The following is a 23,973-nucleotide window of genomic DNA, read 5'->3' on the forward strand; positions in this document are numbered from 1 at the left end:
TTAGCTAACCACTGCTTAGCTAAGTAATACTTTCCATTGAACTTAAATTGATAAATTCTCTACAAAGAGTGCATGAGTTTATTAAGCCAGCCATCAGCTTTTGATGGTTTGTAAATCATTACTATGTCTTCGCTGTAGCGACTGTTAACCCCCTTTACAGTTAATTTTTTAAGCCCTAAATCATCAATCACGAAATTTGGTAAATATGCCAACGCCAAGCCACTTTGTATCACCTCTATTAATGCACTGTAATCGCTACATCTAAATACAATATTGCGCGGGGCTATTTCATCTTGCCAACCGTCGGAGCCAATACCTTGTTCAAGGCCGCACAGTGGTGAAAACAACGGGCATGCAAAAGACAACTGTAGTAATTGGTTTTTATTGAGTGTTAAAAAGCCTTTTTGTACTAGCTGATGTGAAGGAGACGCAGCTACACTAAACTCAGTATTAAATACGTCAACCGCCACTAAATTAGTATGTGAGCTGTTGTTTAATGCCTCGCGAGTAACTAGCGCAATATGCGCCGAACCTGATGCAACTTGGCTTATGGCTTCACCTTCAAATACATTATTAATACGCACCGAGCAAGGCAGGTTACTAAGGGGTGTAAGCAGCTTTTTAACGCCACTTTTGAGTAAAATGGCAGGGCCTGCAATAACCGCATTAAATTTATGATTATCGCTTTTAAAACGGCTAGTAAGCTGCTGGTAATTATGAACTAAATCGCTACTGTGCTTAACAAACTCTTTGCCTTTATCATTGAGTACTAAGGTTTTACCTACACGGTTAAACAGCTCCGTGGCTAAATTTGCCTCAACCTTTTTTAGCGTTTTAGACAGCGCACCTGGGGTAATATTAAAGTGCTTAGCGGTTGTATGCAGATTTTGCGAACCCGCCATATGAATTACTTTTTCAATGTCATCTAAATGCATAGCGCCAAACCGTATTAACTAAAAGGAAACAACTAATCACTTATTATCGATTATTTGTATATAAAAATCAGCTTATAGTGGCGCTATATATATTTTTTGAGCACTAACATGAAACACATACTGCTATTTTTTATTTTATTATCGAGTGCAGCGCACGCAAATACACCTCAACACAATTCACACATAACCCACAGCTATAATGGCTTCCATGGTATGGCGCTTATTTTAGCCGGCGATAAAGTACTTGCCAGCCACATGCCTTTATACGCCCCTCCACACAACTACCAAATAGTGTATGAAGTAACTACGGATGACACCCACTTAAAAACAATCAAAAATATTTTAAATAAAGCAGCAGACGAGCAAGAACAGATCACTATTTTACCAACCAAATTTGACCTAAATTTATTAATAAATAAAAAGACACCCACCTTAAATGTAACTGTATTTAACGGCCATTTTGAACGCGGTGGCAACGCACTTTTTACTACAAAGCTAACCTTTAAAAACCCGCTATATGTTGAAAAAATAACGACTAATCAAGCAAAAAAAAATGTGTTTACATTAATAAAGCTAACAGAGCAGCAAGGTTTAGTAATTCATAAAATACAAAGCAAGCCAAGCTATGACTCGTTAAGCTTAGTACCGCTTACTATGAGTAAATATAACGGGAAATTGAAGTGTGATGCTTCGATAAGCACTGCGCTTAAAAGCAAACTAGAGGCATGTTTTAAAACCGTACCAAGCTATTTAGAAACAAAAGACTTTGCAGTTAATTAATTTATAAAACCAGTGATTTTGGCTTTAAATCGCTGGCTTATAAAGTGTTACTTTGTTTTTAGTAAATTTTAAGATTAAATTTTGAGATGACACCCACCGTTAATTTTGTACTTTAGCCATAATGAATTAGGTGGTGCACTTCCAATTAGAATCTAGGAATCAATAAATAAAAAATTAGGTTGGGTGTCATCATAAAAATAAACTCAACAAACGCTGCAGCTTCATGCAGCGTTTGTTGCTATTTAATTTTCTAGGAGCTAATTAAAACTCATAGCTTATTTTGGCTGAAAAGTTACGCCCAGGTTGGGTGTATTGGCTAAAATCAGCACCTTGTGATTGACCTGCAATCAACTCAAAAGGTACATATTCTTTATCGAGCAAGTTAAGTACACCTACATTTAGCTGCCACGCTTGCCATTCGTAGTTTGCGTATAAATCAACAACGCCGTAGCCATGTCCTTGCGTAGTTTTATTACCGTTTGTATCAAGTACTACATCCGATTGCGATTTAGCCAAACGCAACGCGGCGGTCCAGTTAATATTACCCTGTTCTGTACTTAACAATACTGAGCCATTTAACGGGCTAATGCTGGTAAGAGGCTGATCGGTTTCTTTATTTTCACCATCAACGTAAGCCACGTTTGCCTCTAGTAGTATATTTTCAGCTACATACATGGCAATTCCTGCTTCAACACCGCTTATTTGTGTTTCGCTAATATTTTGGTACTGATACAGCGTTTTGTTTACGCCAGGAATGTACGTTGGCTCAACACCCACTACGGCGGTTTCTATAAAGTCATCGTATGCTGCATAAAAAGCACTTAAATTTACACTAATATCGCTGCTGGCGTATCTTAGCCCAAGCTCAAACGAATCACTGCTTTCAGGGTCTAAATCGGCGTTTGGTAATATTTGATAAAACGGCTCAACGCCGTGGCTTTGATAGGCTTGGTCGTGTGGTGGTATTTTAAAGCCTCGTACGTATTGCCCGTACAACGACAAGTTATCATCCACTTGGTATATAGCACCTAGCTTAGGCGAAAAAGCAGATTCGGTAATATCACCAAGCTGCGCATCGGCGTATAGCTCATCATTTTTAGCCTCTAGGGTGTAGTAATCATATCGCACACCCGCAATAACTGACCACGCGCTATTATTAAACGAAATACTATCTTGTACATAAGCGCCAATTAAAGAGGTATCAGCCCCCGGAAATGCTTTTTGTTTTTGATCTGTAAAATCAACAGTGCCATCGGCTAAAATACGGGTTTTAAAACGTGGGCGGGTGGTGTCGTATAAGTCTATATCAATCCCGTATACCACTTCATGATCGGCACTCTCTGCGTTAAACCCTTTATTAAATACCGCTTTTAAACCTAAAATATTTTGCTCAAAACGATAGTCGTTATAATCGGTGTAGGTGCTTGCGCCACTAATTTGATCGCTTTGTTGCTCGTAACTACTATAAGACACTTGCCCATACCATTTATCAAACGCGGCGGTTGCTACTTCTGAATGGTAATCGAGCGCCAGTGACCAACTCGTGTCATCTTCTTCGGTTTCTTGAACAGCGGGGGTTATTACTTGCTCAGTTGTTTGATTAAAGTAATCAAGGGTGTATTTAAGTGTGCGTTTTTCATCAAGCTGTTGCTCAAATTTAACTAATAAAGCATCCGACTTAGCATCATAACCGGGTAAATTTTCGTCATAGTTTTGTACTTCTTCGCTATCGCGGTGGCTATACACGGCGCTTACTGCAAAGTCGCCTAAGTCTTTTGCCGCAGTAATATCGGCGGCAACTTGATTACTTTGACCTTGATACCCAAGCGCCATTTTTACAAAGCTGCTGTTATTTTTTAAATAATCACTAGGATCTTTAGTGGTTATAACCACAATGCCACCAAGTGCATCAGAGCCATATAATGACGATGCAGCACCTTTGGCTACTTCTACTTGTTTTACACCTGCTACGTCAAAATAATTACGGCCAACTAAATAGCCCCCTCCACCTGCATAACCATCGTTGGTGCGTCGGCCATCTTTTATAAATACAACCCGGTTACCACCAACACCACGTACTGTAAGTGTTTGCGCGCCTGCGCCACTGCCTGTCGTTGCAATGCTTGGGTCGTACTTAAACATGGTTTGTAAATCTACAGCTAGCTGACGCTCTATGTCTTGCTCGGTAATAACAGTAACTGAGCCTGTAACATCTTTAAGCTTTTGCTCAAAGCGCGAGCCACTTACAACAATATGATCGTCAATTATGTTTTCGGCAATGGCAGTGCCCGAGCCGAGTAGTAAGGTTGCAATAGCAGTAAATCTAAACGCAGAGGGATTCATTTTAACTCCAAATGATAATAGTTATTATTTATGGCGGAGATGTTACAACTAAGTCAAATTAAGATCAATTAATTATGATAATCATTTTCATTTAGATTTAACTGGTTATAATAGCCAAAAAATAAAACCGGAGTGTGTAATGAAATACCTATTTATATTGTTTGCTTTAATGGCCCAATCTGCACTTGCACAAGAGCGCGTTATTAGCGCTGGCGGCACCCTTACTGAAATAATTTATGCGCTAGGCAAACAAAATACCCTTGTAGCTGTTGATCAATCTAGTATGTACCCACAGCAAGCTACGCAATTACCACAGGTGGGTTATTACCGTGAATTAGCGGCAGAAGGCGTACTTTCAATGCGTCCAACCACCTTGTTAGCGCTTGAAGGCGCAGGGCGAAGCCAAGCACTTAAGCAAATTGAGGCAACAGGGGTTAAGCTCATTCATTATAAAAAGCCGACCTCAGTTAACGAGCTACTTGAGCTAATAAAACGCTTAGGTGACGATTTAAACGCCAAGCAAAAAGCACAAACACTTATTACACACATTACAAAATCGTTACCTGAAAAAGCAAAAGCGCAAACACACAGCGCGCTATTTTTACTCTCAGCTAATGAGCGCGGGCTTGTTGCCGCCGGGCAAGAAACCGTCCCTAATTTATTATTTAGCTATGCAGGCATTACCAATATAGGCGCTACGCATTCAGGCTTTAAAGCAATAAATAGTGAAGTACTGGCTGTAAATCAGCCCGACTTTTTAGTAGCCCCAGCCCATGTTGTACAAAGCCTTGGCGGTAAGCAGGCTTTTTGTGAGCAACCTACACTACACTTATTAAAAGCGGCGCAAACCTGTAACTTACTTGTAATGGATAGCCTACTTTCGCTTGGCATGTCGCCGCGTATAGCCACAGCAATTAATGAGCTTAACGAGTATAAAATCCGCTTATGAACACCCTAACATTGAGCCGTTTTAACCCTGTAACACTTAGCCAAACCCATAAATGGATGCTATTAGCCTCTGTGTGTATTTTTTCTTTGGCGCTACTTAGCATAGGGTATGGGCCAGCAGGGTGGGATTGGCGTTTAGCCATTGCTTGGCTTGCACCCGAGCGCTTTAATCAGTTTGATGCGCTGCAAATAAATGTCGTAATGCAAATACGTTTGCCACGCTTTGTGCTTGCAGTGCTTGTAGGGTTGGTGCTTGCCCAAACAGGTGCGTCAACGCAAGCGCTGTGCCGCAACCCATTGGCCGATCCATCTATTGTTGGCATTAGTGCGGGTGCGGCTATGGTTGCTGTGGCGTTTATAGCACTTAGCGCGCAGTTTAATTTTAACGCGCAGTTGTATTTACCTTATGCCTCTTTTTTAGGGGCGCTTGGTGTTACCTCGCTGGTATATTTTATTGCCAAGCAGCAAGGGCAAATTAATATCACCACACTTATATTAGTGGGGGTGGCTATTAACGCGTTAGCATTTGCGGTTATTGGGCTACTGAGCTTTTTTGCCGACGATAGCGCGCTACGATTAATAAATTACTGGACCATGGGCTCATTAGGCGGAGCAAGCTGGAGCACGATTATTCAAGCTGCGCCGTTACTGCTTATTAGCCTAGTTGGGCTATGGCGATTAAAAGAACCCATGAACTTACTCCTTATTGGCGAGTCACAAGCTCAGTACCTAGGGGTAGACACCAACAAGCTCAAACTATATGTAATTATACTTGTTGCACTAGGAGTAGGGGCGGTTGTGGCACTTACCGGCTTAATAGGGTTTGTTGGCTTGGTAGTCCCGCATATTGCCCGCTTAATGGTGGGGCCGCATTTACGTAATATGCTGCCGCTTTGTATGCTAATTGGCGTAGTGGTATTGCTACTTTCTGACTGGCTAGCACGCATTGTGATCATGCCATCAGAGCTACCCATTGGCATTATTACCGCGCTATTGGGTGCGCCATTGTTTATTTATTTAATAATGAAAAATAAGCGAGGTTGGTCATGATCACGTTTAACAACCTAAGCGTTGGCTTTGATAATCACAGCGTTTTAAACGCTATTAATGGCAGCGCTAAACAAGGGCAACTTGTAGCACTACTTGGTGAAAATGGCGCAGGTAAATCTACCTTGCTGCATACCTTAGCAGGTATGCATTCCTTTACAGGCAGTGTACTTTTTAATGCTAAGCCACTGGCCGCTCATGCTAAAAAACGCCTAGCCACACAGCGCGCAGTGATGATGCAAGCAAACCACGTAGGGTTTGATTTTACTGTATTTGAGCTTATTGCAATGGGCCGCTATCCGTATGTAGAGTCATTAAAAATGCAAAGCGAAAAAGTAAATAAATACGCCGCTATTATGGATTTAAGCCATTATTTAACTCGCCGCGTAAGTGCGCTTTCGGGCGGAGAGCAACAACGTGTGCATATGGCGCGCACTTTGGCGCAACTAAACGCCTTTACACAATCGGCCGAGCCAAAACTAATGCTGCTCGACGAGCCTACATCAGCACTTGATATGCGCCATCAACATGCTTTGCTCAGCTGCGTTAAAGCGTTTGTAGGGCAGGGTAACAGCGCCATTATTGCAATACACGATCTAAATTTAGCCAGCCTTTATGCAACCGATGCTATTTTACTGCACAACAAAAAAGTGCTGCAAAGTGGGCCTATAAACACCGTATTAACTGAACAAAACTTACAACAAATGTACGCCATGAAACTGCACGTAAACCCTCATCCTTATAACGATGCACCCATGGTTTTTTCTCAACGTCAGGAGTTTTTATGAGAGAGCAAGCGTTAAACGATGCACGCACATTGGTTTACAAAACCAATGCTGGTGTCATGTCGACCATTTCTAATAATTTACGCGGTTACCCGTTTGGCTCAGTAACCCCCTATATGTGCGACGGACAAGGCCGCGTTTACTTTTTTATTAGCGATATAGCCCAGCACACTAAAAATCTAAAGCACGACTCACGTATGAGCCTAACTGTGTTTGATGCCACCGACAGTGGCGATCAAAACGAGCACGGCCGCGTAACGCTTGTAGGCGATGGCTCTATTGTGCCAAGTGAGCAAGCACACACTTTACTTGATAACTATATTTCCCTATACCCCGAAGCCGCTAGCTATCGCAACGCGCACGACTTTCAATTATGGCAATTAGACGTAGTGCGAGTGCGTTACATTGGCGGCTTTGGCAAAATATTTTGGCTTGAGCAAAACGAATGGCAGGATGAGGCAAAAAACTGGGACGAAAGCCAGCAGCAAAGCATGATTAACCATATGAATGAAGATCACCAAGATGCTATGTCGCTCATATTAATGCAGCACTACAGCGTAGCTGATAACACCCCAATAATGAGCGGCTTATTACCCACAGGCTTTTATATACAAAGCCAAAAGCGTAATTACTTTATTAATTTTAAAACCCAGTGCAACAGCCCGTTAGAGGTACGTAAAGCGCTGGTTGAGCTAACCAACCAAGCCCGAAATAACTAAACTAAATACATGACGACATAGTTAACCTGCGCCCTGGTTAAGAGATTCACTAACTATGTCGTTATTTTATAAGCAAGCTGTTTGCTCGCCTCGCTTGCCTAACGCTTTAAAAGCGGCTTGCTGATGTTCTTTTTGTACATAACGGGTTGGCAAAGGGTTAACCTGCAACTGATACCCACTTTGATTAGCTTGCACATTCGTTACCGGCGATATCCACACAACATTTAGCTCTGGCGCTAAACGCTTAATAACGCGCGCTATACCTTCGCCATTTTTTACATGAAAATCGCCCGCTATATGCATTACTTGCGCATCTTTATGATTATTTAAATAGTTAACGATAGACTCCCCCATGGTTTCATCCCAGGTAACTTGCGCAGCATAATAGTTTTCATTTTGACTTGGCGAGCCGTGATGCATTGAGGTCATAAAACGTTGTCTATAATCACTGGGGGAGGTATCAATAGCGGCAGCAATATAGCTCTGCTGTGTTTCATCAAGTTCATTTAGGTAACTTATGCCTTGCCTGCCAATACAGGTGACTATATTTTTTGGCGCATTTGCAGCTATTACATCGCTATTGTTCGCTTTAGCCAGCTCTACCAACGCACGGTAATCACTTTTGTAATTAGGCCACGCTTGGGTGTTATCAATTAAATATTGCTCACCAATTTCACTCTTAACATACTGGTTTAAAGTAAGCTGATCGGCGCGGCTAAATTGTTCAAGCGACAGTGCTGTGCGTTTATTACTTTTGTTTAATTGCTCAAATAACTCCGCCTGAAATAAATGAACACCCGGGTGCGTATGCCATTCACCCACTAAAACCACATCGGCATTTAATAGCTTGGGCTCTAATAATACGGAGCTAACAGGCTTTGCTTGTGCATTATAAAGCGCAGTGTAATAAAGCGATGAGCTTTTATCAGGCGGCACAGTTGTTGTGCTACAACCACTCAAACCCGTAACTAACGCCAGAGTTAACATAGACTTTTTCATACACACCTTTCAAAACCTTTTAATGCAAATAATTATCAATATCATATACTTGTAATACCTATTAAGCCAGCCAAACTGCTGCTTACTTACATAATCAAGGAAATGAGCGAAATGCGCATTTATATGCCTTAACTTTGCTTGTAGATATTAAATAGCTTTTGATAGCAATATCTTAGGTAATTTGTTAAAACTGTGTAAAGTATAAAATGAGCGTTACAACCGCAGGAATATACGCAAAATTGTTGTGCTTTTAAGTTCTAGATTGAATTATAGGAGATCTAATTGAGTATTGAATTTTTAGAAACGGATTTCGATAAGGTTAGCTACCTTTTGAATTTGCTCACTGCAAGAGCAACTGGACTTGCATCTGACTCAGGTGAATTTGAAGCATTACGCTCTGAATTGCTGAGTAATTCTAATCTTGCACCAATGCTTCCTCAGTGGTTACGACAGCACCGTAATTTAGATTCATTTTGGGGGTTTATTCAGCCAAAATTTAGTAGTTACGCCGAAAGACGTACGTATTTATCTGGTGAGTTCACACCAATATTAGATCAATTGGAGTTCGGGCAACCAACTCAGGGAATAATGCAACTACTACAAATACACCAGTGCCTCCAGCTAAAGAAGTTCCTCGTAACAAACGGAAAGTGTTTATTGTTCATGGACATAACAACGAAGTAAAACAAGAAGTAAGTCGCTTTGTCGAGCAACTTGGTTTAGAAGCTATTATCCTGCATGAGCAAGCTAACGCAGGAATGACAATTATTGAAAAAATTGAACATTATTCAAATGATGCTGATTTTGCTCTTGTTTTATATACTCCATGTGATTTAGGGAGAGCTATAACAGAGCCAAACCCTCCAAAAAATAGAGCACGACAAAATGTAGTGTTTGAACATGCTTACCTTATTGCGAAGCTTGGTCGAGAAAATGTCTGCCCTTTAGTTAAAGGGGCTCTTGAAACTCCAAATGGTATAAGTGGTGTTTTGTATGTCACTATTGATGATCCTGGTGCATGGAAAAACCAAGTAGCAAAAGAGTTAGTTCAATGTGGCTACACTTTAAAATCATTTTTCTAATAAGTATCAAAGACTAACGCTTACACAGGTGCTAGGCACTGGAGAAGGTTTAATAGATGGAACCAAATTATTCAGAATATTCTATTACTGAATTGCAAGAAGCTATCACGTCTATTGATAGGGCTTTGTACCCTGAACGCTTTGAGCTATTAAAAGCCGAACTATTAAATAGAGAAGAGGAAGAGCATGATGCTTCTCAATTAGTAAGTCTTTCATCAAAGGACTTACTTATTAAGCTCAGCAATGCATTTTTTGTAATTCCGTTGATGATCTATATAGGAATAGATGCACTTAATAGCGGTGAAATACTCCTTAAAGGAGGAGCTATATCAAAAAATGAAAACTTTATATTATTTACATTAAGCGTAATATTTTGTTTTTTAATCTCAGCGGTACTGACATATAGCCTGTTTGTGGAGAAGAGAAAAAGTTCCTGACATATGTGTTATGTCGTTCATAAATTCACTAGGACACAGTTCGATTGGTAGTGCTTTTCTGGAGGTTGATAATATTTTCAACTCAGGGCAAAACATGCTGCACAAGCTAAGCAAAAACAAGTTATAGAGAATAAGAAGACGGTGAAGTGTATTTAAAAACTCTTTAACTGAAACAACAAGGCCGCAGTAATAAATACTGCGGCCTTTGCTTTTAGCAAAATGCTTTAGGCTAAGTGCTTTTAGTAAGCCCCTGCGCTGTAAATAAGCTCGTAGCTGTGGCTGTAAATCTCAAGGATGTTACCAAACGGGTCTTCCATGTAGATCATGCGGTACGGCTTTTCACCCGGGTAGTAATAACGAGGGGCTTCCATACGTTTTTTACCGCCAGCTTCTACAATACGCTCAGCTAAACCTTCTACATCAGGGTCTTGAACACAAAAATGAAAGATGCCTGTTTTCCAATATTCAAAATTGTCTTTTGGGTTTTCTTGGTTTTTAAATTCGAAAATTTCGACACCAATACGATCCCCTGTAGATAGGTGCGCTATTTTGAATTTTTCCCACTTTTCGCCAAATACTTCTGTACACATTTCGCCAATTGGGCTTTTGTCTTCGGTAATTAAAGTCGGTTCCATTATTGTGTACCAACCCATAACCTTAGTGTAAAACTCGACTGCTTTTTCAACGTCGGGAACCGAAATACCAATGTGCGAAAAACTACGTGGATATGTATGACTCATAATGCTTCCTCTTTAACTTGTGACTTATCTTGTGGCTAGTTGATGGAGTTAGTTTACGAACTGAACAATATTAAGTAAAATTATCATTAATCATCATTTTGAGTATGTTTTGTAATGATAAACCCTGCATGGTTAAACACGTTTTGTACGTTGGTTGAGGTAAATCACTTTACCCAAACCGCCGAACGCCTTTTTATGACCCAATCTGGCGTAAGCCAGCATATTAAAAAGCTTGAGCAACAAGTAAACTGCGCGCTATTAGAGCGTCACGGCAAACAATTTACCCTTACCGTACATGGGCAAAATTTGTATCAGCAAGGCAGTTTGTTATTAAAAGAATGGCAATTTTTAGAACAACAATTAAAAGATGATTCGCCTTACAGCGGCTTGGTAAAAATACAATCGCCTGGTAGTTGTGGGCTACAATTTTATAGCCAATTATTAGCGCTGCAGGCTGAGCATACCGAGCTTAATATTGATTATCGCTTTGCACCTAATACCAGTGTAGAGCAAGCTGTAGCAAACCACAGTGCCGACATAGGCTTTTTAACCCAAGCCCCCACGCTTAGCGAAGTTACCAGCCACAAAATTGGTCAAGAAGCTTTATTATTAGTAACCCCCGCACATATTAAAAACCCAACATGGGAGGTTTTATGTGAGCTTGGCTTTATTGGCCACCCCGATGCAAAACACCACGCCCAGCTATTACTTAGCGAAAACTACAGCGAGTTTGAGCATGTTGATCAATTTAAGCGCACGGGGTTTTCTAACCAAATAAGTTTAATACTCGAACCGGTAAGTTTAGGACTGGGATTTACGGTTTTACCTGCGCATGCTGTTAGCGCATTTAATAAACCTGCGCTTATTAAAACGCACCATTTAGCTAATCCGATTAGTGAAAATATTTATGTATGCCATCACCGAAATAGGCCAATGGCAAAGCGCATGAACACAGTAATTGAAGCAATAAAGGCCGGCTAGGGCGCGTGTAACTGCGCCCGTAAAGCCCCTTTACAGTTTATGCTGTACGCTTAGGCTTTTGCTTAATAGCGAGTATGGTTTGCTTAGCTTGCAAATACACTTTGTGCACAGCAAAGGTTAATAAACTCATAAGTACCATTAAGCACAACGTTGGCCAAAACGACTGGGTATGATAACCAAACACGCCCATAAGCCAGCAAATTAGCACCCATTGAATAATGTAAAGGGCCGTTACATGTTTGCTCGCATATAAAAGAGCGCGTGTAATAGGGCCATTAAATTTATTGGCAATGGCATATTCTATTAAGGCTAATGCACATAAATTTAAACCCACTAAATAAATAATACCGCCGCCATTTAAGTGAAAAAAGTTACCAAACTGGCCTTTAAAATCAATAAATAACCACACTGAACCAATCACTAATAATGCGGCCCCTAACTTTGCACACACATTAAATAAATACGCTGCATTATGCTGGCTATTTATATATACACGCCCAAGCACGTAGCCGGTTAATATAGCGCTTATCCACGGAAATACCGGAAAATAAACTTGGTAGTTATTAGCAAAAAACAAATCACTAATATAAGGCGAAAGCGCAAACTGCTGCCCCCTAACAAACTGGCTTACAAGTGCAATAGCCATGGCTAAACATGCAATCCATGTGGTTTTCCAGCGGGCTATATTAAGCGCGCCAAACAGCACTAAGCTCACCCCAGCAAGTTGTAAAATATCACCGGTTAACACCATAAATTGTAACTGCCCAGCACTAAGCGGGCTTTGCCAGCCATACGCATTTATAAACGCCTCGGGCATGGTATTAAATACCTCAATAGGTAGCCAAAACTTTGCTGCATTCATTAAATATGCAAGTAGTAAAAGCTGTATGCCGCGCTTAATTAATAACATGGGTGTTTGCCTGCGCGAAAGCGCCATAGACAGCCCCATTGCCACCAAAAACGAGGCGGTGCCTTTGCCAAGTATATGAATAACAGCACCAAATAGGCTTTCACTTTGAAGCGTTGTGCTTGAGTACATCCATAAAGTGTGGACTAAAATCATAATAAAAACGCTCGCACCTCGGGCAAGGTCAATCGTTTTAAGGCGTGTGTTCATTGGTTTTAATATCCTTTTTTGGGCAGGTTTTGCATTTTTTGTAACCTGCTAAATAATAACGACAGCACGTTAAGCGATCGGCCGTTAATTTAAATGGAGTGTTTAAATTAAAGTGATTGCTGATTAAATTGTGTAGCTGTTGATGGCAATGTGTAGTGTGATCAGCGCTTGCTAAATTTAAGCTATGTGCACGTTTAAATGCGCTGTTAAGGGTGTCGATTAATAAGCGTCCTTGCTCTTTTTGACCCAGCGCATAATCGTTATTTATCCACTTACCTACACAGTTAATAAACTCAATGAGTGCATTATTTTGCTCAGTTTTGCTTAATAAAGGCGCGCCTGTGAGGCTAAACCCTCGGCTATACGCGCCGCTAATTTTGAGCTGTAACTGCATTGGATTGTGCGCGTTGTGTTTGCACGTATGCCAATAACAATAGGCATAAATAGCTTGCCAACAAAGCTGCAAATATAAATGCCGGCTAATAAATTGCGTAGGCGCATGGGGGTAATGCGCCTTGCAATGAATCGCTAATTTGCGCACTAAATTTAAGCTTGGATGAGCCGCAGTAGCTGGCTCACTTGGGCAAAATAAAAAGTGCGAAAGGGTGTGAGGCTTAACCATACAGCTTTGCCGATACCGGGTTATTTAAACTTCCAGCAAACTGTAAACTGCCTGCAGGGTCGGTTAAATCAACCATTTGTTTATTATTGCCAAGCTGCAAGCGGTTTAAGCAAGAGTGTGCAAATTCATCACTAAAAAAGTCATACTCTTTAAAACGCGCATTTAAGGCAGGGTTAGCCTGTTGGTACGCTTTAACACTTTGCGCAACGCCTTGCCAAAAATCGTGCTCGGTAATGCGCGCTTCTCTTACTAAAATAGCGACTAGGTATCTAAAAAAGCAGTCGAATACATCGGTAAATATACTTAGTAATTCAAGCTCTTTAGGCATAGCAATATGAATACGCGACACTTCCTCAGGCAAAGACTCAGTGCTATTAAGCAGCGCGACTTCTTCGCCTATGTCTTTCATGTAAGCGCCTACGGGTACTGAATTTTTAAGCTTTAAAATGAGGTTTTCGCCGTGGGGCATAAACACTAATTTATGGGCATAAAAACAATGCACTAAAGGGATAAGATAGGCGTTAAAATAGTGTTGCAGCCAAGCATGTGTGCTTAAACCACTTTGATCTATTAATGCACCTGCCATACTTTTACCGTTGTTATCTAGGTGCAGTAGTGCGGCCATGGTGGTGAGCTGCTCATTATTTTGTAAGTTATGGTTTGGGTTTTCGCGCCATAAACACGCAAACATTTTACGGTACGGTGTATCGCCCAACGCGCTTTGCTCAAAGGTGTGATGCGCATACCCTAAGGTGGCGTACTCTCTTAGTGCTGTAAAGTTACACGCGCTAAGTGTTGGGTCGTGGTTTACTTTATTAAACACCCAATCATTTATGGCCGGAGTGACCGCCATATAAGCGCGCGAAAGCCCGCGCATAAAGCCCATATTTAAAATAGACAGCGCTACTTTTAAATAAGGTTTATGCGGGTGCGAGCAGTTATATAATGTACGAATAGATTGCTGCGCTTGATATAAATCGTCGCCTTCACCTAAATACACTAAGCGGTTATTGGCAAACTCGTTGGCAAACACCACACTTAATTTATGTTGGTACTGCCAAGGGTGGGCCGGCATAAATAGGTAGTCGTCAGGGTTTAGGTTTTGCGCTTTTAGCGCTTTGTTAAACGCATCACGGGTGGTTAAATCAAGCTCGCCACTAATATGGCTTGAGTAGTCACTAAAGTATTCACTGTGAGCAAAATCACATACTGTTTTGTGCGCCGCTAACCACAATACTTTAAACGGTTTACCCACCTCTGGCGCATAGCGTAAAAAGTCGGTTTTGCTAAAACCAATACGGCCATTATTAGCCACAAACGCAGGGTGGCCTTCGCTCATTGCAGCCTCTATTTGTTGCAGCCCTAATTTCGCAAGTTCGGCTGCGCTAAGCGTGTTGTTTTCGCGTTTATAACAGGCACTGGCAAGTGTAGCGTTAAGCTCTTCGAGGTAGGTGGCTAAACGCTCGTCAGTTAAACCCAGCGCAGGGCCTTGCACACTAAAAAAGTGCAGTACATCAAGCGCTACTTGCTCATTGTTAAGGTTATAAAAGCATAAGCTTGGCTCGTCTATATCTATGTGATTAAGCGCCATAGCGCGGCCATTAAATATAAAGTAACCCCCTTCAATATTAACTTTAAAACCTTGCGGGGTTTGCTCTGCAACCAATAAGCGCTCGTGTACCAGCTCGCTAATGGCTTTACTTTGTAAGTGCCTGTTTGCCCACTGCCAATGATCAAACTTTACATAGTCGGTGTTTATTGGCGTTTGCGATTTGTGATGTAAATTTACATGCGTTTCAAACGCGGCTTTATTACAAAATCCAAGGTATGCGTTTTTATCACCAAGGGTTATTTGCTTAGTATGCACAAAGCCTAAACGCTTATTTAAGGTATGAATTTTACTATTGGCAATATCGGGCTCTACCACTACCCGCGCATCATCGTTATGGGCAAAAATACTGTGCAATACGCACTGCATTATTTCAAAACTAAAATGGCGTTTAGGCTGTGTATTTGGGGCAAGTAAAATATGCATGCCGGTATCGTTTGGCATTACCTCATAGGCGGCTGCGAGTAGTTTGTCGTGCTTTGGGCTGTAAAGCTCAACTAAGGCAAGCAGCTCATTATTTTGCTCAATAACATAGGCATGATGGTGCGGGTTGTTAATTATATCTTGGTAGGCGCTGCACATTTGCTCGGGGGTGTGTTTACTCATCCCCCAAAAATGGGCGTAAGGCAGAGCAAGCCACTGGCAAATTATGGGCATATCGCTTTGCTGTAGTAACCGCATAGTCACATTACCTGTGTGTTGTAACGTGGTTACAAAAGATGAAAAATACATAAAAACTCCTAAATCTTTTTAATTATTAAGTGGCTGTGTGTGCAGCTTGGCCAACAAATTTAACGCGCCATAGCAAAATAGCGCCAAGGCTTGCAAAGCCAATGGCAGCAAAGTAAAAAGGCACGGTGGTATTAAAATATTCCACACTCATACCCACTAATAACGACGCTAAAATAACGCCAATATTTTGCGCAACATGCACTTTGGCAAAATCACTGCCGTAGTGAGCAGGCTCACTTTTGGCAAATAACATAACCTCTAATAAAACCATTACTTGAAACAGCGCAATACCGTAAAGAATGCGCGAGCTGACAACTAACCACACCGACTCTTGCGCCTGTAAATAAAGTCCAATAGCGCCAAAAATAAGCGCGCACGCAAACGTACTAGTGCGGCTAAGCGTAGGAAGAGGCAAGTGCTGCCTAAAGTGGTTAAACAAAAGCATTAGTAGGGCTGAAAAAGCAGGAATGGCGTACACAAGCGCACTTACAAACGCACTGCTTTGCGCGCTCATTCCTTGCCAATGGGTCGTAAAAAATGGCCTAATTAAAAATGCGCTAAAGTAAACTACCACGCTTATAAAGCAAAATTGCCAAATAAAGTACGGTGTACGAGTGCGCGGTTTTTCGCTTTCAATAGCGTGCTGATAAATACCTAGCTTTAAGCTCATCATTAAATAGGCACATAGCAGCACTTGTATTACATCGCCCGCAGCACTTAATAACAGTGCATAACGCGGTTCGTTTAGACTAAAAAAGTACCCGCCCACTAACGCGCCACCAATAGCCCCAAAGTGCATAAGTACCGAAAACAAGCCAATAATAGAAAGGTGCTTACTTTGCTGCTCTAAACGCAGTGCAAACGGGTAAATAAGTAGGTAACTGGCTTTAAACACCAACATAAGCTGATAATAAAACCAAAATTCCCACACATTAGTTGCAAAATAACAAAGCAAACCAAAGCAGGCGGCAATCACTTGCGTTACAAGCCAAAGAGCCAGTTCGTGGTATTTTTTGGCAACCTTTGCCCATAGTGGCAGCGCGAGCATAACGGTAATACAACAGTTAGCTACAAACACCCCAATAAGTGTGGGGTTACTTACAGAAAATTCGCTGGCAAAAAATTGCGGATAAAACGGCAGTAATAAGGTGTCGCACACCACCGAAATAACCGTAAGCAAAATAAGTGCTAAACGTAAACTCATGCGGCGTTACTCTTTTGCTGTGAATGGGTTTCTACATCGCTTAAATCAAAACACTGAAAAGCAATTTTTTGCTCAACCTGATACGGCGCATAACCGAGTATTTCGCGCAAAATTATACTGTTGCGATAACACGCCATGCCTAAATCGGGGGTTACAAAACCATGGGTGTGCTGCTCTGCATTTTGTACAAATATACGTTTTTGGTCGCTATCTACCGCATACTCGCGGCTAACTAAATAGCGGCCTTGTTCATCTTCTGGGAGCTGCTGCGCAATAGGGTTTAAAAAAGCGGGGCGCTTGTATTTAAAGCCCGTGGCACAAATTAAGTAATCGGTTTTTATTTCAAAGGCTTCATTTAGCTCTTGATGATAAAACTCAGTTACTAAGCGCCCAGCACTTTTACGTGTATTAGTAAGCTTACTGTTAGTTTTAAATGTGGTAGAAATAGGCCCATCTAGGCTTTGCGCGTAAAGGGTGTCAAAAATGTCATTAATTAAATCGCCATTAATGCCTTTAAATAGGTTTTTTTGATTTTTGTTAAGCCAATCTCGTTGCTCAGTTTTTAAATTATAAAAGTAATCAACATACTCAGGAGAGGTCATCTCAAGGGTGAGTTTAGTGTATTCCAGCGGAAAATAACGCGGCGATCGCGCAATCCAATCTAGTTGCAAACCTTGTGGCACAGCTTGTTGTAATAAGGTGTGATAAATTTCAGCAGCACTTTGCCCAGCTCCCACAACCGTAACCCGTTTAGCAGTTTTTAGCTCATCAAGGCGGTGGCAAAAGTCGCTACTGTGCATTACGTTATTAGAATTACTTTGCACTGCACAATCAGGAATATATGGGGCAGGGCCAGTGCCAAGCACTAAGTGGCGCGTAAGGTATTGTTGCTCACCACTTGGGGTTTTACAGGTAAGGGTATAGCACTGAGTTTGCTGGCAAAATTCAACCTTAGTTACACTTTGCTTAAAGCTTACGTTACTAAGCTGCGAGCACACCCACTGGCAATATAGGTTGTATTCTTTACGCAGTAAAAAAAAGCTCTCGCGAATATAAAATGGGTATAAGCGATTATTAAGCTTGGCATAATTTAAAAAACTGTACTGGCTAGTAGGATCTGCAAGGGTCACCAAGTCAGACATAAACGGCGTTTGCAAAGTAACACCTTCTAGCATCATTCCTGGGTGCCAATCAAATTGGCTACGTTGCTCTAAAAATAAGCTTTTAACGCCCTCTAATGGTTCACTTAAACACGCTAACGATAAATTAAACGGGCCAAGGCCAATGGCTATAAAATCATAAGGTTGGTTACTCATTATTTTTGCTCCTTATACGTTTGCCACGCAATAGTGCTAATTTGTTCAAGCACGGCGCGCACATCGCTCAATTGGCACTGCGCATTGAGTAACGTAAATTTAAGGTAGTGACGGCCGTTAATTTTGGTGCGCGCAATCATGGCTTCACCGGTATTTAAAAATGTTTGGCGTACGTGCAGGTTTAGGATATCGAGTAAATCGGGATTATGTTTTAGCTCTTCTGGCGCAAAGCGAAATACTAGCGCGCTAAGCTCTGGGTAATTTATAACTTCAAAATCAGGGTGGTCGTTAAGCACAATGTGGGTTTGACGAGCAAGCCCAATTACTTTATCAAACGCTCGGCCAAGTGGCGCCTCGCCCATAGTACGCAGTGTTAACCAAAGTTTTAAGGCATCAAAACGGCGTGTGGTTTGTAAGCTTTTATCAACTAAATTTGGCGTGCCATTGCCGGCCTCAGCTAATGGGTTTAGATAGTCGGCGTAAAGGGTAATATGGCTAAAGTGGTGTTTGTCACTTAATAAAAAAGCACTGCAGCTAACCGGCTGCATAAATGATTTATGGTAATCAATGGTAATTGAATCTACTTGTTCTATGCCGTTTAAAGCACTTCGGTGATGCTCGCTTACTAGTAACCCGCCGCCGTATGCGCCATCAACATGGCACCAAAGCTGCTCTTTTTTAGCAAGTTTTGCTATCTCTTCAATAGGGTCAATTGAGCCGAAATCGGTTGTACCTGCGGTAATTACCACAGCGATAGGTAAATCGCCCTTAGCTTTAGAATCCGCAATTGCGTGGTTAAGTGCGTCCATATCCATTTGCATTTTATTGTTTGTAGCCACGGGCACTACCGCGTTATAACCTAAGCCCAGTAATGCCGCTGCCTTTTGAATACTAAAATGCGCCACCTCAGAGCAATAAATACGAAATCGCGAGGCTACATCCGGCAAACCTTGCAGTTTTACTTCGTGATTTGGTGCATAACGGCTTACAGCTACTTCGCGTGCAACAAGTATTGCCATTAAGTTCGATTGTGTACCACCGCTAGTAAAAACGCCATCAGCAGTGCTAGGTAGCTTTGCTTTTTCACAGCTCCAATCAATTAGCTTTTGTTCAATAAGGGTCGCGCCAGCGCTTTGATCCCAGGTATCTACCGAGGTATTAATTGCGCCAATTATGTGCTCAGCCACAACCGCAGGGTATGTAACAGGGCAATTTAAATGCGCCATATAACGCGGGTGATGAAAATATACAGCGTGATCTAAATACACACTTTTAAGCTCGTTTAATACCGCAGGAAAATCAGCAAGAGGTTTGGCTAAATCTACATCATTAACAGTGGCGGCAAGCGTATTAACCGACACACCAGAAAACGGCTTTTGCGCTTTAGCCATGGCTTGTTGTACAGCCGAAAGCCCCTGCAGCGACGCTATTTGATAATTAATAAACTGATCGAGATTAAATTGCGGCGGTAGGCCATTTTGCTCAAATAAAGATTGGTTTTGGATAGGGCTGAGCTGTGCAGTTTGTAATTGTGACATATTTCGCTCCTTGGTGCTTATTTGGGTTCAAGGATCTTAATGGTAATAATTTGCATTATCAATAATGATTAAGGACTAAATATAGGGTTATTATCGTATTTAAGGGAAAGTAATTAGTTATAAGGAATTACTTTTAAAACTACCGATGTATATAAAATGACTTATGCAAATATTTAAAGCGCATACTATTTAATTAGGTTTTTTAATAATGCGATATTTAAAAAGTGAGGAGAGGTAAGTTAAAGCAGTCATATTATAAGTGGCTAACAAATTTAAAAAGTGGACCCCATTTACAGCTAGGTTTACACCTAAAACTGTAAATTGGGTATAAAAGTACGGCTTAATTAACGCTTTCTAATTTTGCTTTTAAATCAAGTAAGTCGGTTGCGATAGTATTTGGCTGTATTTCCCACGGATCGAAAATAGATTCTTTAGATCGTTGAATCCACGCCGCGCGCATACCATGCGATATGGCACCGGTTACATCAAACGGATTACTTGATACAAGCCACGTGTTTGCGCCTGTTGAATTAGTTTCGCGTAAAAAGTGGCTATAAACCCCTGGGTTTGGTTTAAAGGTTTTAACGTCGTCGGCACTTACTACCCCTTCAAAAAGCTCACTAATGCCAGCGGTTTCTAATAAGGTATGAACTGCGTCGGCAGCGCCGTTTGAAAATGCAAACAAACGGTAATCCTTCGCTTTTAATTGCTCAAGGCCTGCTTTTACATCATCGAACGCAGGAAGCGTTTTATAAAGCTCTAGCAGTTGCCCCTTTTGATCTTCACTTAGCTCGGTTTTGTGCGCTAAGCAGGCGTAATCGAGTGCGTGTTTTGTACATAGCGAGAAAGGAATATAATTTTGCATTAATCCACGTCTAAATGAATACTCTAATTGCTTTTCGCGCCATGTATTTGAAAATGCTTGGGCGTTATCGCCAATCATGTCGTCGAGTAAGGACAGTACGCCGTGAGTGTTTATTAGCGTACCGTATACGTCAAATGCAAGTGTAGTTGCCATGTTTGCTCCGCAATAAAATAAATTAAGTTGGTTTTAGAGTACTTGCTTACAGCTTAACTTACTTTGAACGAACGCTCAATTTAATAAAACTTATACGCATCAAGCGCTAAAACATCCATTTCGATGTCTTCATGTATTTTTTCGGCTTTACCGTCACTACTTCCTAGCGCTGCAAAAAGAGGTAAAAAGTGCTCCTGGGTAGGGTGATTAAATAAAGCATGAGGTGCTTCATTTAAATAGTTAAGTAACGCTTGGGTGTTTTGCGCTATTAATTTTTGCTCAACCCAATGGGTAAACTCATCAACCATTTGAACACGATTAGGTGTTGCAGGGCTTTTAAATATTTCACGTAGATTGTGACTAATCCCGCCGGAGCCAATAATTAATACGTTATCGCTGCGCAGTGGTGCAAGTAACTGCCCGTATTTATACATAGCCTGAGCGCCCAAACGCGTGTTAATAGACACCTGAACAATGGGAATATTAGCTGCTGGGTACATTAAGCGCAGCGGGATCCACACACCATGATCCCACCCTTGATCCGCATTTTGCACCGTTTTAATACCCGCTTTGTAAAAGTACTCACTAATAGTATTAGCAAGCTTAGGGTCTCCTAGTGCTGGGTATTGAATTTCATACAGGGGCTTGGGGAAGTTATAAAAGTCGTGAATAGTATGCGGCGCATCTCCGGATGTAATAACTATATCGTGCGCTTCATCAAAGTGGGCAGAAAACACCACAATAGCACGTGGTTTACTAAGCGTTTGAGCTAATGATGCAAAAAAATCTGACGTAGCCGATTGCTGAACAGCCATCATTGGCGAACCGTGAGATATAAATAAAGCGGGCTGAGTCATGCTAAAACCTTAAACAAATAGATGTGTTATTAAGCACTATATTAGTTTTTATTTTGACGATAAATATGGTATTTATTTATACATTATCAATAAACTATTGTTAAAGATGGATAAACTCACCACCATGAAGACCTTTTTAGCCGTTGTGCAAGAAGGATCGTTTTCAAAAGCGGCCGATAAACTCGATATTTCGCCGCAGTTAGTCAGCAAATATATTTCTGCGCTGGAAGATAATCTACGCACGCGTTTATTACACCGTACAACGCGAAAAGTAAGTGTTACAGAGGCTGGAAATCAATATTATCAGCGTTGTCAGCAGGTGATTATTGATATTGAAGACATGGAAAACTCACTAAATAACTTAAGCGAGAATGTCTCGGGTGTGCTTAGTATTAGTGCACCTATGTCGTTTGGTACTAAGCATTTAGCAGGTTTGCTGGTTGATTTTCAAAAGCAGTATCCAAATTTAAAGTTAGATTTACGGCTCACCGACCAATATGTAGATATAGTAGAGCAGGGTATTGATATTGCTCTGCGCATTGGCGTATTAAAAAACTCAACGTTGATAGCTAAAAAAATTGCGCCTATACACCTAGCGGTGTTTGCATCACCCGACTATTTAGAATGCCATGGCACGCCACAAACGCTTTTAGATTTACAGTCACATAATTATTTACGCTATTCCCACAGCGAACCCACAAAGCGATTATTTGGGGTTAATGAGTTAAAAAGCGAGCTAAAGCTTGAAAGTAACTTTGTGGCTAACAATGGTGATTTGCTACTAAATACAGCCATTGCGGGTGGTGGTATTGCTATGCAGCCAACATTTATAGCAGGGGAAGCACTGGCTCAAGGTAAAGTAGTGCGCATTTTAAATGACTACGAACCCGAGCCAATGGGGCTTTACATGGTGTATGCAAACAGACAGTTTTTACCCAGTAAAGTACGTGCGTTTGTTGATTTTGCAAGTGGCTATTATGGCGATACACCTTACTGGGATTTAGGACAGTGATATATCGATAAGTAATCAATTAACGTTATTTGTAGATGTAGTGCAACAAGGCTCATTTGCCAAAGCCGCAGCACTGCATGATATGGATAATTCGTCACTATCTAAGCAAATTAAAAAAGGGACAAAACACCCAATTATTATGGAAGTAAAAATCCATAATAAAATAGGAATATAATTAAAATACAGATTCATATTACTGTGAGCGCGTTAAATTAATAATGCCCATTTTACTGTAATGGGGGTTTACAGTAATTTTTTGCGTTATACATTTAGCTCTTTTAATTTATTCCAGACGCTCTCGCCGCCAGGGTGAAGCGCTGCATGGTACCGATACGCATAATATGTAATAGGTACGCAATGATGCTTTTGGCCAACCACAACTAAACTTTTCTCTTTTAGCTCTTTAGTAATGACATAGTTTGGTAACCAAGCAATGCCATTACCCTCTAAAGCCTGTATTTTTAAAAGCTCTGTCATCGACGATACAAATACTTTTTTAAGTTTAGAGCCCGATATTATCGGCTCTAACTGCCTACCCATATAAGAATCTAAACTGTAAGCTAAGTGAGGTACAAACCCATCACTTTCTAAATTGTATATTGCCTTACCGTTTGCATTGCAGGCACTCACTGGCAATAACTCTGCACTGCCTATTTTTTGATGACTAAACGGAGGTAACTTTAATCGTTCGTTATCAAAAGCAATAAGTAGGTCACATGCGCCATGTTCGAGCGTAGCTGTGGCTTTATCAACATCAATGGCTTCTATATTGAGGACTACTTTACGATCACTTTTACTATGAAAGTTCGACAGCTTTAGCGCTAAAAACGTAGCTAATGAGTGCGCTGCAGCAACCTTTACTGAGTGAGTTTCTTCAGAGGAGAGTTCTTCTAACATACTCACTGAGTTATTCATTTGGTTTATTAGATTACGCGCTGTTATATGAAATATTTTACCGCTTGAGGTAAGTGTAATTGGTAAGTTCTCTCTATCTATTAGCTCTGCACCTACGGCTTCTTCTAATGCTTTAATTCGTCGACTAAAAGCAGGTTGCGTTATATGCCTAAGCCTTGCGGCCTGCGAAAAGCTTTTTGTATTAGATAAGGCCAAAAAATCTTCTAACCATTTACTCTCTATATTCATAATACTCAC

Annotated in this window: 24 protein-coding genes; 11 read left to right on the forward strand and 13 right to left on the reverse strand. The window is 41.1% G+C overall.

All coding sequences use genetic code 11. From position 1 onward, the window contains the following. Nucleotides 1-59 precede the first annotated feature (59 nt). Nucleotides 60-935, reverse strand: a complete 876-nt coding sequence (locus H5116_RS08595; RefSeq protein ID WP_182715957.1) for a LysR family transcriptional regulator — start codon at nt 933-935, stop codon at nt 60-62. Nucleotides 936-1,043: 108 nt separating this feature from the next. Between H5116_RS08595 and H5116_RS08600 the strand changes: the two genes are divergently transcribed. After that, nucleotides 1,044-1,715, forward strand: coding sequence for a hypothetical protein (locus H5116_RS08600; protein WP_182715958.1), 672 nt, complete (start codon nt 1,044-1,046; stop codon nt 1,713-1,715). A gap of 261 nt (nt 1,716-1,976) precedes the next feature. On the opposite strand, the gene H5116_RS08605 is transcribed toward H5116_RS08600, so the two are convergent. Then, a complete protein-coding gene (locus tag H5116_RS08605) occupies nt 1,977-4,058 on the reverse strand; it encodes a TonB-dependent hemoglobin/transferrin/lactoferrin family receptor (RefSeq protein ID WP_182711978.1) in 2,082 nt (693 codons plus the stop codon). A 139-nt stretch (nt 4,059-4,197) separates the two neighbouring features. Between H5116_RS08605 and H5116_RS08610 the strand changes: the two genes are divergently transcribed. From H5116_RS08610 to H5116_RS08625, 4 genes are read left to right on the forward strand one after another with little or no spacing between them, the layout of a single operon-like run. Then, complete coding sequence (locus tag H5116_RS08610) at nt 4,198-5,007, forward strand: hemin ABC transporter substrate-binding protein (RefSeq protein WP_182715959.1); 810 nt, start codon at nt 4,198-4,200, stop codon at nt 5,005-5,007. Next, on the forward strand, nt 5,004-6,056 hold the full coding sequence (locus tag H5116_RS08615; protein WP_182715960.1) for an iron ABC transporter permease: 1,053 nt from the start codon (nt 5,004-5,006) through the stop codon (nt 6,054-6,056). The genes H5116_RS08610 and H5116_RS08615 overlap by 4 nt, the downstream gene beginning before the upstream one ends. Beyond that, complete coding sequence (locus H5116_RS08620) at nt 6,053-6,841, forward strand: heme ABC transporter ATP-binding protein (RefSeq protein WP_182711980.1); 789 nt, start codon at nt 6,053-6,055, stop codon at nt 6,839-6,841. Before H5116_RS08615 ends, H5116_RS08620 begins: the two co-directional genes overlap by 4 nt. Next, nucleotides 6,838-7,557, forward strand: coding sequence for a HugZ family protein (locus tag H5116_RS08625; protein WP_182715961.1), 720 nt, complete (start codon nt 6,838-6,840; stop codon nt 7,555-7,557). The genes H5116_RS08620 and H5116_RS08625 overlap by 4 nt, the downstream gene beginning before the upstream one ends. Before the next feature lie 66 nt (nt 7,558-7,623). On the opposite strand, the gene H5116_RS08630 is transcribed toward H5116_RS08625, so the two are convergent. Beyond that, complete coding sequence (locus H5116_RS08630; protein ID WP_182715962.1) at nt 7,624-8,556, reverse strand: ChaN family lipoprotein; 933 nt, start codon at nt 8,554-8,556, stop codon at nt 7,624-7,626. 282 nt (nt 8,557-8,838) lie between these two features. On the opposite strand from H5116_RS08630, the gene H5116_RS20320 reads away from it, so the two are divergent. Genes H5116_RS20320 through H5116_RS08640 form a run of 3 tightly spaced genes read left to right on the forward strand, consistent with a single transcriptional unit; the run spans nt 8,839 to nt 10,075 of the window. Continuing rightward, entirely contained in the window at nt 8,839-9,240 is a 402-nt protein-coding gene (locus H5116_RS20320; RefSeq protein WP_259398800.1) for a hypothetical protein, read from the forward strand. Beyond that, nucleotides 9,207-9,638: a nucleotide-binding protein gene (locus H5116_RS20325; RefSeq protein ID WP_310735987.1), complete on the forward strand. Its 432-nt coding sequence runs from the start codon at nt 9,207-9,209 to the stop codon at nt 9,636-9,638. The genes H5116_RS20320 and H5116_RS20325 overlap by 34 nt, the downstream gene beginning before the upstream one ends. A 56-nt stretch (nt 9,639-9,694) precedes the next feature. Further along, a complete protein-coding gene (locus tag H5116_RS08640; RefSeq protein WP_182715963.1) occupies nt 9,695-10,075 on the forward strand; it encodes a hypothetical protein in 381 nt (126 codons plus the stop codon). A gap of 239 nt (nt 10,076-10,314) precedes the next feature. Here the strand turns inward: H5116_RS08640 and H5116_RS08645 are convergent, their stop codons facing one another. After that, on the reverse strand, nt 10,315-10,815 hold the full coding sequence (locus H5116_RS08645) for a lactoylglutathione lyase family protein (protein WP_002959229.1): 501 nt from the start codon (nt 10,813-10,815) through the stop codon (nt 10,315-10,317). A gap of 114 nt (nt 10,816-10,929) precedes the next feature. Here H5116_RS08645 and H5116_RS08650 point away from each other — a divergent pair, with 114 nt between their 5' ends. Then, nucleotides 10,930-11,796, forward strand: a complete 867-nt coding sequence (locus H5116_RS08650) for a LysR family transcriptional regulator (RefSeq protein WP_182715964.1) — start codon at nt 10,930-10,932, stop codon at nt 11,794-11,796. 37 nt (nt 11,797-11,833) lie between these two features. On the opposite strand, the gene H5116_RS08655 is transcribed toward H5116_RS08650, so the two are convergent. The 8 genes from H5116_RS08655 to H5116_RS08690 form a co-directional block, all read right to left on the reverse strand. After that, nucleotides 11,834-12,913 (reverse strand): heparan-alpha-glucosaminide N-acetyltransferase domain-containing protein, encoded by a 1,080-nt coding sequence (locus tag H5116_RS08655; protein ID WP_182715965.1) that lies wholly within the window; start codon nt 12,911-12,913, stop codon nt 11,834-11,836. Further along, complete coding sequence (locus H5116_RS08660; protein ID WP_182715966.1) at nt 12,897-13,535, reverse strand: hypothetical protein; 639 nt, start codon at nt 13,533-13,535, stop codon at nt 12,897-12,899. Before H5116_RS08660 ends, H5116_RS08655 begins: the two co-directional genes overlap by 17 nt. Then, nucleotides 13,528-15,876: a GNAT family N-acetyltransferase gene (locus tag H5116_RS08665; RefSeq protein WP_182715967.1), complete on the reverse strand. Its 2,349-nt coding sequence runs from the start codon at nt 15,874-15,876 to the stop codon at nt 13,528-13,530. The genes H5116_RS08660 and H5116_RS08665 overlap by 8 nt, the downstream gene beginning before the upstream one ends. A 25-nt stretch (nt 15,877-15,901) precedes the next feature. Beyond that, nucleotides 15,902-17,080, reverse strand: a complete 1,179-nt coding sequence (locus tag H5116_RS08670; protein WP_182715968.1) for an MFS transporter — start codon at nt 17,078-17,080, stop codon at nt 15,902-15,904. Then, nucleotides 17,077-18,396: a lysine N(6)-hydroxylase/L-ornithine N(5)-oxygenase family protein gene (locus H5116_RS08675; RefSeq protein WP_182715969.1), complete on the reverse strand. Its 1,320-nt coding sequence runs from the start codon at nt 18,394-18,396 to the stop codon at nt 17,077-17,079. The genes H5116_RS08670 and H5116_RS08675 overlap by 4 nt, the downstream gene beginning before the upstream one ends. Then, nucleotides 18,396-19,934 carry an aspartate aminotransferase family protein gene (locus H5116_RS08680; protein ID WP_182715970.1) on the reverse strand — a complete coding sequence of 513 codons (1,539 nt, stop codon included), beginning with the start codon at nt 19,932-19,934 and terminating at the stop codon, nt 18,396-18,398. The genes H5116_RS08675 and H5116_RS08680 overlap by 1 nt, the downstream gene beginning before the upstream one ends. Before the next feature lie 340 nt (nt 19,935-20,274). Continuing rightward, a complete protein-coding gene (locus tag H5116_RS08685) occupies nt 20,275-20,952 on the reverse strand; it encodes a haloacid dehalogenase type II (RefSeq protein WP_002959247.1) in 678 nt (225 codons plus the stop codon). An 80-nt stretch (nt 20,953-21,032) separates the two neighbouring features. Further along, nucleotides 21,033-21,809, reverse strand: coding sequence for a class III extradiol ring-cleavage dioxygenase (locus H5116_RS08690; RefSeq protein ID WP_182715971.1), 777 nt, complete (start codon nt 21,807-21,809; stop codon nt 21,033-21,035). 106 nt (nt 21,810-21,915) lie between these two features. On the opposite strand from H5116_RS08690, the gene H5116_RS08695 reads away from it, so the two are divergent. Further along, nucleotides 21,916-22,821, forward strand: a complete 906-nt coding sequence (locus tag H5116_RS08695) for a LysR family transcriptional regulator (protein WP_182715972.1) — start codon at nt 21,916-21,918, stop codon at nt 22,819-22,821. A gap of 7 nt (nt 22,822-22,828) precedes the next feature. Next, entirely contained in the window at nt 22,829-22,996 is a 168-nt protein-coding gene (locus H5116_RS20330; protein WP_261765618.1) for a LysR family transcriptional regulator, read from the forward strand. Nucleotides 22,997-23,082: 86 nt separating this feature from the next. Here H5116_RS20330 and H5116_RS08705 read toward each other — a convergent pair whose 3' ends face one another. Next, nucleotides 23,083-23,964, reverse strand: coding sequence for a LysR family transcriptional regulator (locus tag H5116_RS08705; protein WP_182715973.1), 882 nt, complete (start codon nt 23,962-23,964; stop codon nt 23,083-23,085). Between the last annotated feature and the right edge of the window lie 9 nt (nt 23,965-23,973).

The organism is Pseudoalteromonas sp. SG45-2 (assembly GCF_014164115.1).
GTDB lineage: Bacteria > Pseudomonadota > Gammaproteobacteria > Enterobacterales > Alteromonadaceae > Pseudoalteromonas > Pseudoalteromonas distincta.

Excerpts from the sequence above, each read along its gene's own strand:
- H5116_RS08595 (WP_182715957.1), bottom strand. The coding sequence starts at position 935 with ATGCATTTAGATGACATTGAAAAAGTAATTCATATGGCGGGTTCGCAA.
- H5116_RS08600 (WP_182715958.1), top strand. The coding sequence starts at position 1,044 with ATGAAACACATACTGCTATTTTTTATTTTATTATCGAGTGCAGCGCAC.
- H5116_RS08605 (WP_182711978.1), bottom strand. The coding sequence starts at position 4,058 with ATGAATCCCTCTGCGTTTAGATTTACTGCTATTGCAACCTTACTACTC.
- H5116_RS08610 (WP_182715959.1), top strand. The coding sequence starts at position 4,198 with ATGAAATACCTATTTATATTGTTTGCTTTAATGGCCCAATCTGCACTT.
- H5116_RS08615 (WP_182715960.1), top strand. The coding sequence starts at position 5,004 with ATGAACACCCTAACATTGAGCCGTTTTAACCCTGTAACACTTAGCCAA.
- H5116_RS08620 (WP_182711980.1), top strand. The coding sequence starts at position 6,053 with ATGATCACGTTTAACAACCTAAGCGTTGGCTTTGATAATCACAGCGTT.
- H5116_RS08625 (WP_182715961.1), top strand. The coding sequence starts at position 6,838 with ATGAGAGAGCAAGCGTTAAACGATGCACGCACATTGGTTTACAAAACC.
- H5116_RS08630 (WP_182715962.1), bottom strand. The coding sequence starts at position 8,556 with ATGAAAAAGTCTATGTTAACTCTGGCGTTAGTTACGGGTTTGAGTGGT.
- H5116_RS08640 (WP_182715963.1), top strand. The coding sequence starts at position 9,695 with ATGGAACCAAATTATTCAGAATATTCTATTACTGAATTGCAAGAAGCT.
- H5116_RS08645 (WP_002959229.1), bottom strand. The coding sequence starts at position 10,815 with ATGAGTCATACATATCCACGTAGTTTTTCGCACATTGGTATTTCGGTT.
- H5116_RS08650 (WP_182715964.1), top strand. The coding sequence starts at position 10,930 with ATGATAAACCCTGCATGGTTAAACACGTTTTGTACGTTGGTTGAGGTA.
- H5116_RS08655 (WP_182715965.1), bottom strand. The coding sequence starts at position 12,913 with ATGAACACACGCCTTAAAACGATTGACCTTGCCCGAGGTGCGAGCGTT.
- H5116_RS08660 (WP_182715966.1), bottom strand. The coding sequence starts at position 13,535 with ATGGTTAAGCCTCACACCCTTTCGCACTTTTTATTTTGCCCAAGTGAG.
- H5116_RS08665 (WP_182715967.1), bottom strand. The coding sequence starts at position 15,876 with ATGTATTTTTCATCTTTTGTAACCACGTTACAACACACAGGTAATGTG.
- H5116_RS08670 (WP_182715968.1), bottom strand. The coding sequence starts at position 17,080 with ATGAGTTTACGTTTAGCACTTATTTTGCTTACGGTTATTTCGGTGGTG.
- H5116_RS08675 (WP_182715969.1), bottom strand. The coding sequence starts at position 18,396 with ATGAGTAACCAACCTTATGATTTTATAGCCATTGGCCTTGGCCCGTTT.
- H5116_RS08680 (WP_182715970.1), bottom strand. The coding sequence starts at position 19,934 with ATGTCACAATTACAAACTGCACAGCTCAGCCCTATCCAAAACCAATCT.
- H5116_RS08685 (WP_002959247.1), bottom strand. The coding sequence starts at position 20,952 with ATGGCAACTACACTTGCATTTGACGTATACGGTACGCTAATAAACACT.
- H5116_RS08690 (WP_182715971.1), bottom strand. The coding sequence starts at position 21,809 with ATGACTCAGCCCGCTTTATTTATATCTCACGGTTCGCCAATGATGGCT.
- H5116_RS08695 (WP_182715972.1), top strand. The coding sequence starts at position 21,916 with ATGGATAAACTCACCACCATGAAGACCTTTTTAGCCGTTGTGCAAGAA.
- H5116_RS08705 (WP_182715973.1), bottom strand. The coding sequence starts at position 23,964 with ATGAATATAGAGAGTAAATGGTTAGAAGATTTTTTGGCCTTATCTAAT.